This window comes from Clavibacter capsici (genome assembly GCF_001280205.1).
In the GTDB taxonomy this organism is placed as follows: domain Bacteria; phylum Actinomycetota; class Actinomycetes; order Actinomycetales; family Microbacteriaceae; genus Clavibacter; species Clavibacter capsici.
The window spans coordinates 1,746,648-1,761,831 of record NZ_CP012573.1 but is presented as its reverse complement, the minus strand read 5'-3'; the positions used below and the strand labels follow the sequence as shown (position 1 = coordinate 1,761,831).

Genomic DNA, 15,184 nt, shown 5'->3' with positions numbered 1-15,184 from the left:
GTCGGGTCAGGCCCGACCGGCGGCGTCGAGGTCGGCGATGGCGCCGAGGTCGGCGATCCCGCCGAAGCGCAGCAGCGACAGCTCGCCGTCGGCCACGCCGAACGTGTGCGCCGAGCCGTTCTCGATCATCGGGCCGGGGCGGCCGACGAGCGACGCGTCGAGGCTGCGGGCGAGCGCCGCGATGACGCCGCCGTGCGACACGGCGATGATCGACCCGCCCGGGTGCCGCTCCGCGAGCCGGAGGAGCGCGGCTCCCGCCCGCTCGGTCACGGACTCGACGGTCTCGCGCCCCGGCACGTCGCCGTCGGGGAAGCGCGCCTCGATCTCCGCGTGCGTCAGCCCCTCCGCCAGCCCGTAGCGGCGCTCGGCGAGGGCCGGCTCCGGGAGCGGGCCGCTCGTGGGCGCGCCGCCGAGCGCGAGGTGCTCCGCGATGATCGACGCCGTCTCGAACGCGCGGCTGAGCGGGCTCGCGTGGATCGCGTCCCAACCGGCCCCGCCCGCGACGGCCGCGGCGAGCAGCGCGCCCGCGGTGGCCGCCTGCGCCCGGCCGGTGTCGTCGAGCGGGATGTCGCTGGATCCCTGCACGCGCCGCTCCACGTTCCACGCGGTGCGGCCGTGGCGGACGAGCACGATGCGCGTCACGCCGCGAGCTCCGCGGCGATGGCGCGGAGTGTCTCGCTCGTGCCGCCCTCCAGCCGCACCGTGGCCCGGGTGTCGCCCTTGGTGGTGCCGCGGTTGAGGATGACGATCGGCATGCGGCTCCTCCGGGCGAGCTCGAGCAGGCGGATGCCGGAGTTGACCGCGAGGGACGACCCGGCGATGAGGAGCACGTCCGCGTCGGAGACGATGGCGCTCGCCTCGCGGAAGCGCTCGGTGGGCACCAGCTCGCCGAAGAACACCACGTCCGGCTTCAGCATGCCGCCGCAGACGCTGCAGACGGGGATCCGGAACCGGTCGACGTCGTGCACCTGCGCGTCGCCGTCGGGGTTCAGCTCCACCGCGTCCGGCGCGTCGAGCCACGGGTTCTCGGCGCTGATCCGCTCGGCGATCGCGGAGCGCGCGTAGGCCTGGCCGCAGTCGAGGCAGAGGACCCGGTCGAGGGATCCGTGCAGGTCCACCACCCGACGGGACCCGGCGCGCTCGTGCAGGCCGTCGACGTTCTGCGTCACGACGCCGCCCACGACGCCCGCGGCCTCGAGGTCGGCGAGCGCCGCGTGCCCGTCGTTCGGCCGCGCGGAGCTGAACGCCTTCCAGCCGAGGTGCCCGCCCGCCCAGTAGCGGCGGCGGAAGTCGTCGCCCTCGCTGCGGAACTGCTGGAACGTCATCGGGTTGCGCTTCGGCGCGCCCTCGCCGCGGTAGTCGGGGATGCCCGAGTCCGTGCTGAGGCCGGCGCCCGTGAGGACCGCCGTGCGGCGGCCGCGCATCAGCTCGACGGCCTCGGCGATCGTCGTCCCCGCGGGGGGACGGGGATCGTCACGGAGAGCGGTGCTCATGGGGCCTCCCGGTGCCGAGCGGACGCCTCGCCCTGTCGGCGGGCGGCGACGGGGCAGGGCATCATTGTCCTGCCGAGTCTAGACAGCGCATCCCCGCGAAGGCTCCGCGCGAGCAGGCGCCGCCCCGTCGCGGGCGGACGGAGAGAGGACCGGCGTGCACATCCACCGCATCGAGGACCTCGACTCCCCGGGCCTCGAGGACTACTCGCGCCTCACCGACGTGGCCCTCCGGCGCGTGAGCGAGCCCGAGGGCGGCCTGTACATCGCCGAGTCGACCAAGGTGATGGGGCGCGCGCTCGCCGCGGGCCACGTGCCGCGCTCGGTGCTCGTGCAGGAGCAGTGGCTCGACGACGTCGCCCCGCTCCTCGAGGGATTCCCGGACGTGCCCGTCTTCGTGGGCGCCGCCGCCGTGCTCGAGCGGCTCACGGGCTACAACCTGCACCGCGGGGCGCTCGCCGCCATGCACCGTCCGCCGCTGCCCGCGGTCGCCGACGTGCTGCGGGACGCGCGCCGCGTGGTCGTGCTGGAGGACATCGTCGACCACACCAACGTCGGGGCGATCTTCCGCGCCGTCGCGGGCATCGGCGCCGACGCCGTGCTCATCACGCCGCGCTGCGCCGACCCGCTCTACCGGCGGAGCGTCCGCGTCAGCATGGGCACCGTCCTCCAGGTGCCGTGGACCCGTCTGCCCGAGTGGTCGGAGGCCGCCCCGCTCCTGCACGACGCGGGCTTCCACCTCGCGGCGCTCGCCCTGGAGGACGACGCCGTGACGCTCGACGCGTTCGCCGCGGATCCGCCCGAGCGGATCGCGCTCGTCCTCGGCACCGAGGGCGACGGCCTCAGCCGCCACGCGCTCCGGCACGCCGACTCCACCGTCGTGATCCCCATGCTGCACGGCGTCGACTCGCTCAACGTCGCGGCGGCGAGCGCCGTCGCGCTCTACGCCCTGCGGGTGCCCGCGTGAGCCGCACGCGTCGCGTCACCCTGGCCGGCGTCGCCGCGGCGCTCCTCGTCTCGGCGGGCGTGTACGTCCCCGTGACCCTCACGGCGGATCCGCCCGCCGCCGTCGCGCAGGTCGACGCGCCGTCGCCCCTGGTGCAGGTCCCGACGCCGGAGACCTGGCCGGGGGAGGGCGTCTCGGCCGTCGGCGCCGTCGGGTTCGACGGGGTGCTCGCGACGAACGACGCCGATCCGACGCCGCGCCCCATGGCGAGCATCACCAAGACCGTGACGGCGCTCGTCGTGCTGCGCGCGAAGCCGCTCGCGCCGGGCGAGGACGGCCCGCAGGTCACCTTCACCGCGGAGGACGAGGCGCTCCGCACCGAGATCCTGCGGCAGGACGGCATCGTCGAGCCCGCCGTCCCGGGCACGAGCCTCTCCCAGCGCGACCTGCTCGAGGGCGCGCTGCTCGCGAGCGCGAACAACTACGCGGCGGCCCTCGGCGTCTGGGCCTACGGGTCCAACGACGCGTTCGTCGCGGCGGCCAACGCCTGGCTCGCCGAGCAGGGGCTCACCGGCACGCACGTGGCCGACGCGATGGGGCTGTCGCCCGAGACCGTGAGCACGACGGCCGACCTCGTCCGGATCGGCGAGATGGTGCTGGCCGACCCAGTGCTCTCCGGCATAGTCGACCAGCGCGGCGCGGACGTGGCGGGCGTCGGCCAGGTGGAGAACCGCAACTTGCTCGCGGCCGTGCCGGGGTTCCGCGGCATCAAGACGGGGACGCTCGAGCAGGCGGGCAAGTGCCTGCTCTGGGCCGTGGACACGAAGGTGGGCGACCGCGACGTGACCGTCGTCGGCGTGACCCTCGGGGCGCGCGACCACGCCGAGCTCGCCCGGCAGGTGCTCGCGCTCCTGCCCACCGTGACCGCGAACATGCACGTGGTGCAGGTCGCCGCGGCGGGGGAGCCCTTCGCCGACTACGCCACCGCCTGGGGCGCGACCGCTCAGGCCGTGAGCACCGCCGACGAGTCGCTGCTCGTGTGGGGCGACACCCCGGTCACGACGACGGTGGAGGCCACGGCGGTCGGGGAGGCGGACGCCGGCGCCGAGGTAGGCGCCGCGACGGTGACGGCCGGTCCGCAGTCGGTGCGGATCCCGCTCGCGCTCGACCGCGCGATCCCGGGGCCCGACGGCTGGTGGCGCCTCGGCAACCCGGGCGAGCTGCTGGGCTGACCGCCCGGCGTCCCCGCCCACGGGACGCCCGGCATCACGGGCCCGCGACGTGCGACCCAGCCGACCCGATCAGCCCGCGTCGCCCGCGCGCGTCCACGGCGACGCCTCCGGACGCTTGGCCGTGCGCCCGTCGCCCGACGACTGGTGGCGCAGGCGCCGCAGCACCCAGGGCACGAAGTACGACCGCGCCCAGTCGATGTCCCCGGCGCGCGCCTGCCTCCAGGTGCGCGGCGGGAGGGGCTCGGGCTTCAAGGGCTCCAGGTCGTTCTCCACGGCGAGCGCCTGCAGCACCATGCGCGCGACCGTGTGGTGGCCGAGCGGCGCGAGGTGCAGCCGGTCGACGTCCCACATGCGCGGGTCCTGGATCTCGGTGAGCGACCACTGGTCGGCCACGATGCAGTCGTGCCGGGCGGCGACGGCGCGGATGTCCTCGTTGTAGATCGCGACCTTGCCGCGCAGGCGCCCGAACACGGGGGAGAACTTGACGTCGGTGCCCGTGAAGAGCACGACGGTCGCGCCCTCGGACGAGAGCCGGGCGACCATGCCGTCGAGGCGGTCGGCGAGCCGGTCGGGGTCGGCGCCGGGGCGCAGGATGTCGTTGCCGCCGGCGGAGAGCGAGACGAGGTCGGGATGCAGGGCCATCGCCGGCTCGACCTGCTCGTCGGCGATCTGCGCGAGGAGGCGACCGCGGATGGCGAGGTTCGCGTAGGAGAAGCCCTCGACCTGGTCGGCCAGCACCTCGGCCACGCGGTCGGCCCAGCCCCGGTGCCCGCCGGGGCTGCCCGGCTCGGGATCGCCGATGCCCTCCGTGAACGAGTCGCCGAGGGCGACGTAGCGGCGCCAGGGATGGGGCTCGGTCATGCGGTTCCTTCCGGGTGGGACGGTCCCCATCATAGGAACGCCCTCGACCGCGGCGGCGGGAATGCCGGGCACGCGCATTTGGTTGAGCCTTCAAGTAACGTGTGCCGCACACCGAGGAACGAGGATCCATGCCCGACCTGCTCTCCGCCGACACCGCCATGGGTCCCGTGACCCTCCTGGTCGGCGACCTGGACCGGATGACCGCCTACTACCGGGACGCCGTCGGGCTCGACGTGCTCGCCGAGGGCGTCGAGACCACGACGCTCGGACGGGCGGGCGTCCCCGCGGTCATCCTGGAGCCGGCCCACGGCCTCGACCTGCCGAGCCCGGGGAACGCGGGCCTCTTCCACACCGCGGTGCTCTTCGACGAGCCGGCGGCGCTCGCCCGCTCCGTCGCCTCGCTGGCGCAGCACGCCCCCGGCACCTTCGCCGGGAGCGCCGACCACCTCGTGAGCCGCGCCTTCTACTTCACCGACCCCGAGGGCAACGGCGTGGAGCTGTACACCGACCGCCCGCGCGACGAGTGGACCTGGCAGGACGGGCGCGTCGTCATGGACAGCCTGCGGCTCGACCCGAACGCGTTCCTGCGCGACGAGCTCGCCCCGGTCGCCGACGCCGCGTCCGACGCCGCCGGGATCGGGCACGTGCACCTGCAGGTGGGGGACACGGAGACCGCGTCCGCCTTCTACGTCGACGCCCTCGGCTTCGAGCTCGTCGCGGGCTGGCACGGATCCGCGATCTTCGTCTCCGCCGGCGGGTACCACCACCACATGGCCATGAACACCTGGAACAGCCGGGGCGCGGGCCGGCGCCCCGCGACGCTCGGGCTCGGCACCGTGCGCATCCAGGTGCCGACGCGCGACGAGGTCGAGGCGGTGGACGCGCGCCTCCGGCGGGTGGGCGTCGCCACGCGCGACGACGGTCGCGCGCTCTCGTTCGAGGACCCGTGGGGGAACGCCCTGGTGCTGTCGGCCGGCTGAGCCCTCGGCCCGGCGGGCCCACGCGGATCCGGGCGGGGGAGACTGGGCGCATGACGCTCGCCGCCCCGGCCGACCCGCTCGCGCACCTCGCCCCGGCCCTCCTCGACCGGATCCGCTCGCGCGCCGCCGGGTACGACGCCCGCAACGCCTTCTTCGCGGAGGACCTCGACGAGCTGCGTGCCGCCGGGCACCTCCGGCTGCTCGTGCCGCGCGAGCTCGGCGGATCCGGTGCGTCCCTCGCCGACGCCGTGCGCGCCCAGCACCTCCTCGCCCAGGCCGCGCCCGCCACCGCCCTCGGCGTCGGCATGCACCTCGTCTGGACGGCCGTCGCCCGGATCCTCGCGGACCGCGGCGACGACTCCCTCCGCGGCGTCCTCGAGGACGCCGGCCGCGACGAGCTCCTGGCCTTCGCGATCAGCGAGCCCGGCAACGACCAGGCGCTCGCCGACGCGCTGACGCGCGCCGAGCCCGACGCGGACGGCGGGTACCGCTTCACGGGCACCAAGGTGTCCTCGAGCATGGCGCCCGCCTGGACGCGCCTCGGGCTCTTCGGGCGGGACGACCGGGACCCGGAGCGGCCGCTCCTCGTGCACGCGTTCGTGCCACGGGACGCGCCCGGCCTCGAGATCGTGCCCGACTGGGACACGCTCGGCATGCGGGCGACGCAGAGTCACACGGTGGTCCTGCGCGACGTGCGCGCGGCACCGGCCGACGTGATCCGCCGCCGGGAGCACGGCAGGCGCGACGACCCGTTCGCGCTCGCCGTGCTGCAGGCGTTCGAGCTGCTCGTCGCCGCGGTCTACGCCGGACTCGGGCAGCGCGCGCTCGACCTCGCCGTCGAGTCCGCCCTCCGTCGGACCTCGCGGGCCGCCGGCGGGGCGGCGCTCGCCGCGGACCCCGGGATCCGGCACCTCGTCGCGGAGGCCGCCCTCGCGCAGGACGCGCTCCTCCCGCAGCTCACGGCGCTCGCCGACGACGTCGACCGCGGCGTCGACCACGGCGACCGCTGGGCGTCCCTCCTCGTCGGGGCCAAGGTGCGGGCGACCCGCACGTCGGCCGAGGTCGTGCAGCGGGCCGTCGCCGTCGCGGGCGGCGGATCCTTCCGCACGGGCGACGAGCTCGGCCGCCTGTACCGCGACGTGCTGGCCGGCGGCTTCCACCCGTCGAACGACCGGCAGGCCGCGGAGACCATCGCGACGACGCTCCTCGGACCCGTCCGGCGCCCGTCCTGAGCGCCGGCCGGGCGGCCGGTGGGAGCGCGCGGGACACGTTCCCGTGCGACGCGCCCGGACCGCCGCCCGGTGCCGGATCCGCTCGCGCCGCACCGTGCCCGCGCCGCCCCGACGACCGTGCCGATCGGCCCGTGCCGCCCCCTCGCGGCCCCCGGCGGATCGTCCGGAGCTCCCGCGGGGGCGGGTATCGTGAGGTCGAGTGAGCACCCTGCCGTCCCCTCCTCCGCACGTCGGATCCGCCGCGGCCGAGCACCTCTCGCCGGCCTTCCCGGAGCGCGCCGCCTGGGGCACCGTCAGCAAGCTGCGGGCCTGGCAGGAGGAGGCCCTCACCGCGTACTTCGAGAAGGAGCCGCGCGACTTCCTCGCCAACGCGACGCCGGGCGCCGGCAAGACCACCTTCGCCCTCCGCCTGGCCTCCGAGCTGCTGCACCGCAAGACCGTCGACCGGATCACCGTGGTCGCCCCCACCGAGCACCTCAAGAAGCAGTGGGCCGACGCCGCCGCCCGCGCGGGCGTCCGTCTCGACCCGATGTACAGCAACTCCTCCGGCGCCCTCGGCAAGCACTACCACGGGGCCGCCGTCACCTACGCGCAGGTCGCCGCGAACCCCTACCTGCACAAGACCATGACCGAGTCGAGCCGCACGCTCGTGATCCTCGACGAGGTCCACCACGGCGGCGACGCGCTCAGCTGGGGCGACGCGATCCGCGAGGCCTTCGAGCGCGCCACCCGCCGCCTCTCGCTCACGGGGACGCCGTTCCGCTCCGACACCGCGCCGATCCCGTTCGTCAGCTACCTCCGCGACCACCGCGGGGTCCGCCTCTCGCAGACCGACTACGACTACGGCTACGGCCGCGCGCTCGCCGACGGCGTCGTCCGGCCCGTCATCTTCCTCGCCTACGCCGGCAGCATGCGCTGGCGGAACAAGATGGGCGACGAGATGGAGGCCCAGCTCGCCGAGGGCAACACGAAGGACATCACCTCGCAGGCGTGGCGCACCGCCCTCGCCCCCGACGGCGAGTGGATCCCGCAGGTGCTCGCCGCCGCCGACCGGCGCCTGAGCGAGGTGCGGCAGTCGATCCCGGACGCGGGCGGGCTCGTCATCGCGACGGACCACACCACCGCGCGCGCCTACGCGGCGATCCTGCAGCGCATCAGCGGGCAGCCCGTCACCCTCGTCCTGTCCGACGACGTCGAGGCGAGCGCCAACATCGACCGCTTCTCCGCCGGCACCTCGCGCTGGATGGTGGCGGTGCGCATGGTGTCCGAGGGCGTCGACGTGCCGCGTCTCGCCGTCGGCGTCTACGCCACGAGCGCGTCCACCCCGCTGTTCTTCGCGCAGGCCATCGGCCGCTTCGTGCGTGCGCGCCGCCGCGGCGAGACGGCGTCGATCTTCCTGCCGAGCGTCCCGAACCTCCTCGTGCTCGCCAACGAGCTCGAGCGCCAGCGCGACCACGCGCTCGACCGCGACTCCTCGAAGGAGGGCGACCTCTACAACCCCGAGGACGCCATGATGGGCGAGGCCAACCGCAGCGAGAAGGGGTCCGACTCGCTCCTCAGCGAGTTCTCCTTCGAGGCGATGGGATCCGAGGCCACGTTCGACAAGGTGCTCTTCGACGGCGCCGAGTTCGGGCAGATGGCCGACGTCGGCAGCCTCGAGGAGGAGGAGTTCATCGGGCTCCCCGGGATCCTCGAGCCCGAGCAGGTGCGCGAGCTCCTCGCGCAGCGGCAGCACCGGCAGTCGAAGCACGCCAGCGAGCGCGAGCGGAAGCAGGCCGAGAGCGGTGCGCCCAAGGACCCCGACGACATCCCGCTGTACCGCACGCTCAAGGAGCAGCGGCAGCTCCTCAACAGCCTCGTCGGCATGCGCGCGAAGCTGCACGGCGAGCCGCACGGCCTCGTGCACGCCGAGCTCCGTCGTGTCTGCGGCGGACCCGCGGTCGGCCAGTGCAGCGTGACGCAGCTGCAGCAGCGCATCGACCAGCTCCGCAGGTGGATGCGCAGCTAGCGCGCCCGGACGTCACAGGGCAGCTCCCCAGGTGGATGCGCAGCTGACGCGCCCGGACGTCACAGGGCAGCTCCGCGAGTGGACGCGCAGCTGACGCATCCACCCGCGCGGCCGCCTAGGGCGCCGTGACGAAGCCGTGGTCGACCATGAACTCGTAGGCGACGTCCGCGGGCTCCTCGCCCTGGTCGTCAACCCGCAGGTTCATCTCGCGGAGGGCGTCGTCGGTGATGGCGGGGGAGATCCGGTCGAAGACGTCCTTCAGGCCCGGGTACTCCGCGAGGGTCGCCGAGTCGAGGACCGGCGCGACGTTGTACGCGGGGAAGAAGCCGAGGTCGTCCTGGAGGATCGTCAGGTCGAGCTTGTCGATGCGACCGTCGGTCGTGAAGACCTCGCCGAACTCGCACGTGCCCCGGTCGGTCGCCGTGTACACCGCGCCCGTGTCGAAGATGCTGACGTTGCCCTCGGGCACGCCGTCGGCCGACCCGCGCGGGATGCCGTACGCGTCCAGCAGCGGCGACAGGCCGTCGGAGCGGGAGTTGAACTCCGCCTCGACGCAGAAGGTGCGCTGGTCCACCGGCAGGTCCTTGATCTGCGACAGCTTCGTGATCCCGAGCCGCTGGGCCTCCTCGCTGCGGATGGCGAGCGCGTAGGTGTTGTTGAGCGGGGCCGGGGTCAGCCAGGTGAGGCCGTTGGCCGCGTCCGCGTCGCGCACGGCCTCGTACTGGGCGCGCTGGTCGGGGATGCCCTTCGCCTCGCCGAGGTAGCTCAGCCACGCGGTGCCCGTGTACTCCCACGTCATGTCCGCGCCGTGACTCGTCATGAGCTCGCGGGCGGGCACGCTGCCGGGCACGTTCGTCTGGTCGGTGACGCGGAACCCGGCCGCCTTCGCCGCGATCACCGCGATCTTCCCGAGGATGAGCTGCTCGGTGAAGTTCTTCGACGTGACCGTGAGGTGCGCGTCGTCCGGCAGGTCGAGGGGCTGGATGGAACCGGGCGCCGTGTCCGGCACGTACGCCGTCGCGGGCTGCAGCCCGCAGCCGGTGAGGGCCGCGAGGGCGGCGGTCACGAGCGCGGGCACGCCGAGCGCGCGGCGCACGCGGGCGGAGCGGGTGGGGGTCGGCACGATCAGAGTCCCTTCGGGCGGGCGACGTGCTCGACGACGCGGCCGAGCCAGTCGATGGCGAGCGCGAGGAGCGCGATGAGCAGGGCACCCGAGACGAGCACGGGATACAGGTACAGGCTGACGCCCGTGGTGATGAGGATCCCCAGGCCGCCGCCGTTCACGAACGCGGCGAGGGCCGCGGTGCCCACGAGGAGCACCAGCGCCGTCCGGATCCCCGCGAGCATCACGGGGACGGCGAGCGGCAGCTCGATGCGGAACAGCACCGAGGCCCGGCTCATCCCCATGCCGCGTCCCGCCTCGACGAGCCGCTCGTCGACGCCGCGGATCCCGAGGATCGTGTTGCCGAGCACGGGGAGCGCGGCGTAGACGACGAGGGCGATGAGGCTCGCGGTGAACCCGTTCGGCACGAACATCGCCAGGAGCACGACCAGGCCGATCGCCGGTGCCGCCGTGCCGAAGTTGGCCACCGCGAGGACGGGCGGCGAGAACCGCCGCAGCCCCCCGCGCGTCATGAGGATCCCGAGCGGGATCGCGATGGCGAGCACGATCCCGGCGGCCGAGAACGTCAGCACCAGGTGCTCGAGCGTGGACTTGCCGAGGGCGGCGGGGTCGAGCGTGGTGCGCTCGACGGAGGTGAGCGGCGCCACGCGCAGCCAGACCAGGTACCCGGCGAGGACCGCGGCGATCGCGACGGGCTGGGCGACGAGGCCGCGCCAGCCCCGTGCGCCGCCGACGGCGCTCGTGCGGGCGTCCGTGGCGGCGGTCATCCGTCCTGCCCGTCCCTGGCGTCGGACGCCCCGGCGGCGGGGGAGCCGTCCTCCTGCCCGGCCCGCGCGGCGGTGGCGCCGACCGTGCCGATCGTGCCGGTGTTGGTGCCGACGGGCGCGTCCTCGAGACCGCCGGCCGCGGCGGCCCGGGCGCTCGTGATGGCGTCCATGACGGTCTCGACGTCGATCACCCCGAGGAACGCGCCGGCGCGTCCCGTGACGAGCGCCGCGCCCGCGCTGGAGACGAGCATCGTGTCGAGCGCGTCGTTGAGCGTGGCGCGGCTGCCGATGACGGGCAGTCGCGGATCCGCGTCGGCGCCGATGGCGTCCATGCGGCCGAGCGCGCGGCGTGACGGCCAGCGGATCGGGCGGTCGCGGCCGTCGAGGACGACCGCGTGCTGGTGCCCGACCTCGTCCATGCGGCCGAGCACGTCGCGCGCGGCGTCGCCGGGCCGCGCGATGACGGCGTCCGCGAGCGGCACCTCGTCCACGCGGCGGAGGGTGAGCTGCTTGAGGCCCGCGCCCGAGCCGATGAACTCCTCGACGAAGGCGTCGGCCGGCTCCGCCAGGATCCGCTCGGGGGTGTCGTACTGGACGATGCGGGCGCCCTCGGCGAAGACCACGATCCAGTCGCCGAGCTTCACGGCCTCGTCGAAGTCGTGCGTCACGATGACGATGGTCTTCTGCAGCTCGGCCTGGATCCGGATGAGCTCGTCCTGGAGGCGCTGCCGGGTGATCGGGTCCACCGCGCCGAACGGCTCGTCCATGAGGAGCACGGGCGGGTCGGCCGCGAGGGCGCGGGCGACGCCGACGCGCTGCTGCTGGCCGCCGGAGAGCTCCTTCGGGTAGCGGTCGCGGTATTGGTCGGGGTCGAGCGAGACGAGCTCGAGCAGCTCGTCGACGCGGGCGCGGATGCGGGCGGCATCCCAGCCGAGCATCTTGGGCACCACGGCGATGTTCGCCGCGACGGTCATGTGCGGGAAGAGCCCGCCCGCCTGGATGACGTAGCCGATGCGGCGCCGCAGCTCGTCGCCGTCGATGCCGGTCACGTCCTCGTCGCCGAGGACGACGCGGCCCTCGGTGGGCTCGATGAGCCGGTTGATCATCTTGAGCGTCGTGGTCTTGCCGCAGCCGGACGGGCCGACGAGCATCACGATCTTGCCGGCGGGGATCTCCAGCGTGATGCCGTCGACGGCGGGCTTCGCCTGACCGGGGTACCTCTTGGTGACGCCGTCGAGCAGGATCGAGCGGCCGCTGATCTCGGGGGCGGTGGGGGTGGTGGTCTCAGACACGGATGCCTCTCGGGGTGGTGAGCCGGCCGATGCCGACGAGGACGAGGTCGAGCAGGAGGGCGAGCAGGACGACGCCGACGACGCCCGTGACGACGGACTCCGTCGCGTTGGCGCCGCCGAGCCGGGAGAGCCCGGAGAAGATGAAGCCGCCGAGCCCGGGGCCGAGCACGTAGGCGGCGACCGCGGCGATGCCCATGACCATCTGGGCCGACACGCGGATGCCGCCGAGGATCACGGGCCAGGCGAGCGGGAGCTCCACGCGCAGCAGCGTGCGGAGACGGCCCATGCCGATCCCGCGCGCCGACTCCACGACGGCCGGGTCGATCCCCGTGAGCCCCACCACCGCGTTCCGGAGGATGGGCAGCACGGCGAAGAACGTCACGACCGCGACGGCGGGGGCGACGCCGAAGCCGAGCGGGGCGATGAGCAGCCCCACGAGCGCGAACGCCGGGAGCGTGAGGCCGATCGCGGAGACGCTGTTGGCCAGCGAGCTGAGCGGTCGGCTGCGGTACACGAGCGCCGCGATCACCACGGCGATCACGGTGGCGAGCAGGAGGCACTGCACCACGAGGCTGAGGTGCTGCCACGCGGAGAACGCGATCTGGTCGGCGCGGGAGGACAGGAAGTCCCACATGTCGGTCTCCTCAGGAGGTGTCGGTCACCGGGAGGGGCATCGGCGGTGGCCTACTGTACGCAGGCCGTCGGGGAGCGCGAAGTTCGCCGTCGGGCGCGCGATGGTGCTATCGCGCGCGGCGCGCGGGCGGGCGCGCGCGATGTCGTGCGGTACGCCGGGGCGCGGACGCGCGCTCGGGCGTCGTCCAGGCGTGCTCGCCTACGCTCGTGATCCTGGGAGCCGCCCGACCGGTTCCCGCGAGGAGCGAACGATGCCCGTCCCGTCGCGCGATGCCGACGCGTACGCCGTGCTGGGCGTGGACGGGTCCGCGTCGCAGGACGAGATCCGGCGCGCCTATCGCCGTCGCGTCCGCTCCGCGCACCCCGACATGGGCGGCAGCGCCGCCGAGTTCCAGGCCGTCCGCGACGCCTTCGAGGCCGTGGGCGATCCCGAGGCCCGCGCCCGCTACGAGCGCGCGCTCCGCGAGGCGCCGGTGGCGGACGAGCCCGTCGGCCGCGCGCACCCCGCCCACCCGACCTCGACCGCCGGTCCCGCGTGGGATCCCGCCTCCCGTCGCGGCCGCCCCGGTGCGCCCCGGCAGCGTCCCGCGGCGCGCACCCGCAGCTTCGGCCACCCCGGCGGCTTCGCCCGGCTCCGCTACCTCGCCCTCGTGCGCGAGTGGCTGGCGGATCCCGCCGAGCCGTCGGTGCCCGCCGAGCCCGTCCCGCCGCGCGGGGGACCTGCCCTCTCCGACCGGCCGGAGCCCTACGTCCGGCGGGCGCGCGCGATCGCGCCTCCCGTCGCGGCCGTGCTGCTGGCGCTCGTGGTCCTCGTCTCCGGCCTGGGCGCGATCGCCGTCGTCGTCGGGCTCGTCGTGGGCGCCGTCGCAGGGCTCGCGGCCGCCGGTCCCGCCGGTCGCGCCTGGCACCGCGCCGAGGAGCCGCGCCGGCGGGCGGCGGAGCGGCTCCAGGAGGACGTCCTCGCGCACGAGCGCGCCGTCCGCGCCTACCCGGACCTCATGGCCGCGTACAGCGCGCGCCTCGCCCGCCTGGAGGGCCTCCGCCGTCGCTTCGAGGCGGACGCCTACGCGCCGGACCTCGTCGCCGAGGTGCCCGTCGCGGCCGCCGACGCCCTGCGTGCCGCCGTGGCGCAGGAGGAGACCGCGCGCGAGCTCATGGAGCTCGGCCCGTCGTACGCGTTCTGGAACGGCGTGTCCGTGCCGCGCTCGGGTGACGCGATCGACCACCTCGTCCTGGGCCCGCAGGGGCTCGTCGCGGTCGAGTCCGTGCCCGCGGGATCCGCCGCCGCGACCGACCCCGCCGCCCGCGACGCCGCGCTCCGCGGCCTCGACGCCCGCGCCCGGGCGCTCGCGCGGGAGATGGAGGTGCCCGTCGTCGGCCTCGTGCTGTCGCTGCCCTCCGGGGTCCTCGGGGCCGCGCCCGTGGTGCTGCACGCGGCCGACGACCCGGCCGCGTTCCCGGCGTACGCGGTGGCGCGCACGCTCCTCGCCGACCACGTGGCCGCGGGGCTCCCCGGCCTCACCGCGATGGATCCGGAGCGCCTCCTCGCCGTGCGCACGCGCCTGGTGCTCGACGCGCGCTTCGTCTGAGGCGAGGGCGCGACCGGCGCACGTCGCCCGTCGTGCCGCGGTGTCAGCGGGGGAGGGGCACGTCCAGCTCGCCCGCGCGCACCATCCACTCGACGGCCTCACGGGCCGCCTCCTCGCTGGTGTAGCGGGGCGCGTAGCCGAGCACGTCGCGCGCCTTGTCGATGCTCGCGACGTGGCTGCGGCTGAGGTGCTCCCAGCTGGCGTCGGCGTGCTCGGCGTCCGTCCGCGCGCGGAACGCGTCCCAGTCGACGTGCTCGAGCTCGGGCTCGCGGCCGAACCAGGCGGCGGCCGCGCGCGCGAACCCGCGCACCGACAGCGCCCGGTCGGAGACGGCGTGGAAGCTCTCGCCCACGCTGGTCTCGCGGTTGGCGATCGCCAGCTGGACCACCTGCGCGACGTCGTCCGCATGCACGTGGTGCATGGTCTCGCTGCCGGACCCGGGGACGACGAGCCGGTCGCCCGCGGCGAGCGCGGCCCAGACGGCAGGGTCGAGGTTGCCGAGCGGCGTGATCACGGGCCAGCCGCCCCCGCTGATGTGGCCGGGGTGCACGACCGTGGACGGCAGGCCGCCGGAGCGCGACTCCGCGATGAGGTAGCGCTCGATCTCCGCCTTGGCGACGCCGTACTCGCCGAACGGCTCCTTCGCGTCGTCCTCGCGCAGCGGCAGGGACGTGCTGAGACCGTGGGTCCAGATGCTGCCGATGTGCACCAGGTGGCGCACGCGTCCGCGCAGCCCCTCGACGAGGTGGCGCGCCGACTCCGGCGTGAAGCAGACGAGGTCGACGACGACCTCGGGGGCGAGGTCCGCGATCCGGTCGGCGAAGGTGCCGGCCGCGTCCTCCGCGTCCCGGTCGACCCGCACGCGCTCCACGCGGTCCCACAGGGGCGACGCGCGGTAGGGCTCGCGGGTGCCGCGGCTGACGGCGACGACGTCGTGGCCGGAGTCGACGAGGCGGGGGACGAGGAAGGTCCCGATGTGGCCGGTGGCTCCGATGACGACGACGCGCATCCCGTCACCCTATCGGCGCGCC

At 75.0% G+C, this 15,184-nt stretch carries 14 protein-coding genes; 6 read left to right on the top strand and 8 right to left on the bottom strand.

The annotated features are described in order from the left end of the window. Window positions 1–6: 6 nt before the first annotated feature. Both AES38_RS08260 and AES38_RS08255 read right to left on the bottom strand, forming a co-directional pair. Window positions 7–642, bottom strand: coding sequence for a histidine phosphatase family protein (locus AES38_RS08260; RefSeq protein WP_053774569.1), 636 nt, complete (start codon window positions 640–642; stop codon window positions 7–9). Continuing rightward, on the bottom strand, window positions 639–1,493 hold the full coding sequence (locus tag AES38_RS08255; protein ID WP_053774568.1) for a Sir2 family NAD-dependent protein deacetylase: 855 nt from the start codon (window positions 1,491–1,493) through the stop codon (window positions 639–641). Before AES38_RS08255 ends, AES38_RS08260 begins: the two co-directional genes overlap by 4 nt. Window positions 1,494–1,647: 154 nt before the next feature. Between AES38_RS08255 and AES38_RS08250 the strand changes: the two genes are divergently transcribed. Both AES38_RS08250 and AES38_RS08245 read left to right on the top strand, forming a co-directional pair. Continuing rightward, window positions 1,648–2,457 carry a TrmH family RNA methyltransferase gene (locus AES38_RS08250; protein ID WP_053774567.1) on the top strand — a complete coding sequence of 270 codons (810 nt, stop codon included), beginning with the start codon at window positions 1,648–1,650 and terminating at the stop codon, window positions 2,455–2,457. After that, the gene (locus tag AES38_RS08245; protein WP_053774566.1) at window positions 2,454–3,668 is read left to right on the top strand and encodes a D-alanyl-D-alanine carboxypeptidase family protein; all 1,215 of its coding nucleotides are present in this window, start codon (window positions 2,454–2,456) and stop codon (window positions 3,666–3,668) included. Before AES38_RS08250 ends, AES38_RS08245 begins: the two co-directional genes overlap by 4 nt. Window positions 3,669–3,737: 69 nt before the next feature. Here the strand turns inward: AES38_RS08245 and AES38_RS08240 are convergent, their stop codons facing one another. Further along, entirely contained in the window at window positions 3,738–4,529 is a 792-nt protein-coding gene (locus tag AES38_RS08240) for an SGNH/GDSL hydrolase family protein (protein ID WP_053774565.1), read from the bottom strand. A 128-nt stretch (window positions 4,530–4,657) separates the two neighbouring features. On the opposite strand from AES38_RS08240, the gene AES38_RS08235 reads away from it, so the two are divergent. The 3 genes from AES38_RS08235 (at window position 4,658) to AES38_RS08225 (ending at window position 8,749) form a co-directional block, all read left to right on the top strand. Further along, entirely contained in the window at window positions 4,658–5,509 is an 852-nt protein-coding gene (locus tag AES38_RS08235) for a VOC family protein (RefSeq protein ID WP_053774564.1), read from the top strand. A gap of 50 nt (window positions 5,510–5,559) precedes the next feature. Further along, window positions 5,560–6,741, top strand: a complete 1,182-nt coding sequence (locus AES38_RS08230; protein WP_053774563.1) for an acyl-CoA dehydrogenase family protein — start codon at window positions 5,560–5,562, stop codon at window positions 6,739–6,741. A 199-nt stretch (window positions 6,742–6,940) separates the two neighbouring features. Beyond that, window positions 6,941–8,749, top strand: coding sequence for a DEAD/DEAH box helicase (locus AES38_RS08225; RefSeq protein WP_053774562.1), 1,809 nt, complete (start codon window positions 6,941–6,943; stop codon window positions 8,747–8,749). Window positions 8,750–8,864: 115 nt separating this feature from the next. On the opposite strand, the gene AES38_RS08220 is transcribed toward AES38_RS08225, so the two are convergent. From AES38_RS08220 to AES38_RS08205, 4 genes are read right to left on the bottom strand one after another with little or no spacing between them, the layout of a single operon-like run. Next, window positions 8,865–9,875, bottom strand: coding sequence for a glycine betaine ABC transporter substrate-binding protein (locus AES38_RS08220; RefSeq protein ID WP_053774561.1), 1,011 nt, complete (start codon window positions 9,873–9,875; stop codon window positions 8,865–8,867). Continuing rightward, complete coding sequence (locus AES38_RS08215; protein WP_053774560.1) at window positions 9,875–10,639, bottom strand: ABC transporter permease; 765 nt, start codon at window positions 10,637–10,639, stop codon at window positions 9,875–9,877. The genes AES38_RS08220 and AES38_RS08215 overlap by 1 nt, the downstream gene beginning before the upstream one ends. Continuing rightward, window positions 10,636–11,931: an ABC transporter ATP-binding protein gene (locus tag AES38_RS08210; protein WP_053774559.1), complete on the bottom strand. Its 1,296-nt coding sequence runs from the start codon at window positions 11,929–11,931 to the stop codon at window positions 10,636–10,638. Before AES38_RS08210 ends, AES38_RS08215 begins: the two co-directional genes overlap by 4 nt. Further along, window positions 11,924–12,565 (bottom strand): ABC transporter permease, encoded by a 642-nt coding sequence (locus AES38_RS08205; RefSeq protein ID WP_053774558.1) that lies wholly within the window; start codon window positions 12,563–12,565, stop codon window positions 11,924–11,926. Before AES38_RS08205 ends, AES38_RS08210 begins: the two co-directional genes overlap by 8 nt. Window positions 12,566–12,815: 250 nt before the next feature. Here AES38_RS08205 and AES38_RS08200 point away from each other — a divergent pair, with 250 nt between their 5' ends. Then, window positions 12,816–14,153 (top strand): J domain-containing protein, encoded by a 1,338-nt coding sequence (locus tag AES38_RS08200; RefSeq protein ID WP_053774557.1) that lies wholly within the window; start codon window positions 12,816–12,818, stop codon window positions 14,151–14,153. Between the two features lie 43 nt (window positions 14,154–14,196). Here the strand turns inward: AES38_RS08200 and AES38_RS08195 are convergent, their stop codons facing one another. Continuing rightward, complete coding sequence (locus AES38_RS08195) at window positions 14,197–15,162, bottom strand: NAD-dependent epimerase/dehydratase family protein (RefSeq protein ID WP_053774556.1); 966 nt, start codon at window positions 15,160–15,162, stop codon at window positions 14,197–14,199. Window positions 15,163–15,184: the final 22 nt, after the last annotated feature.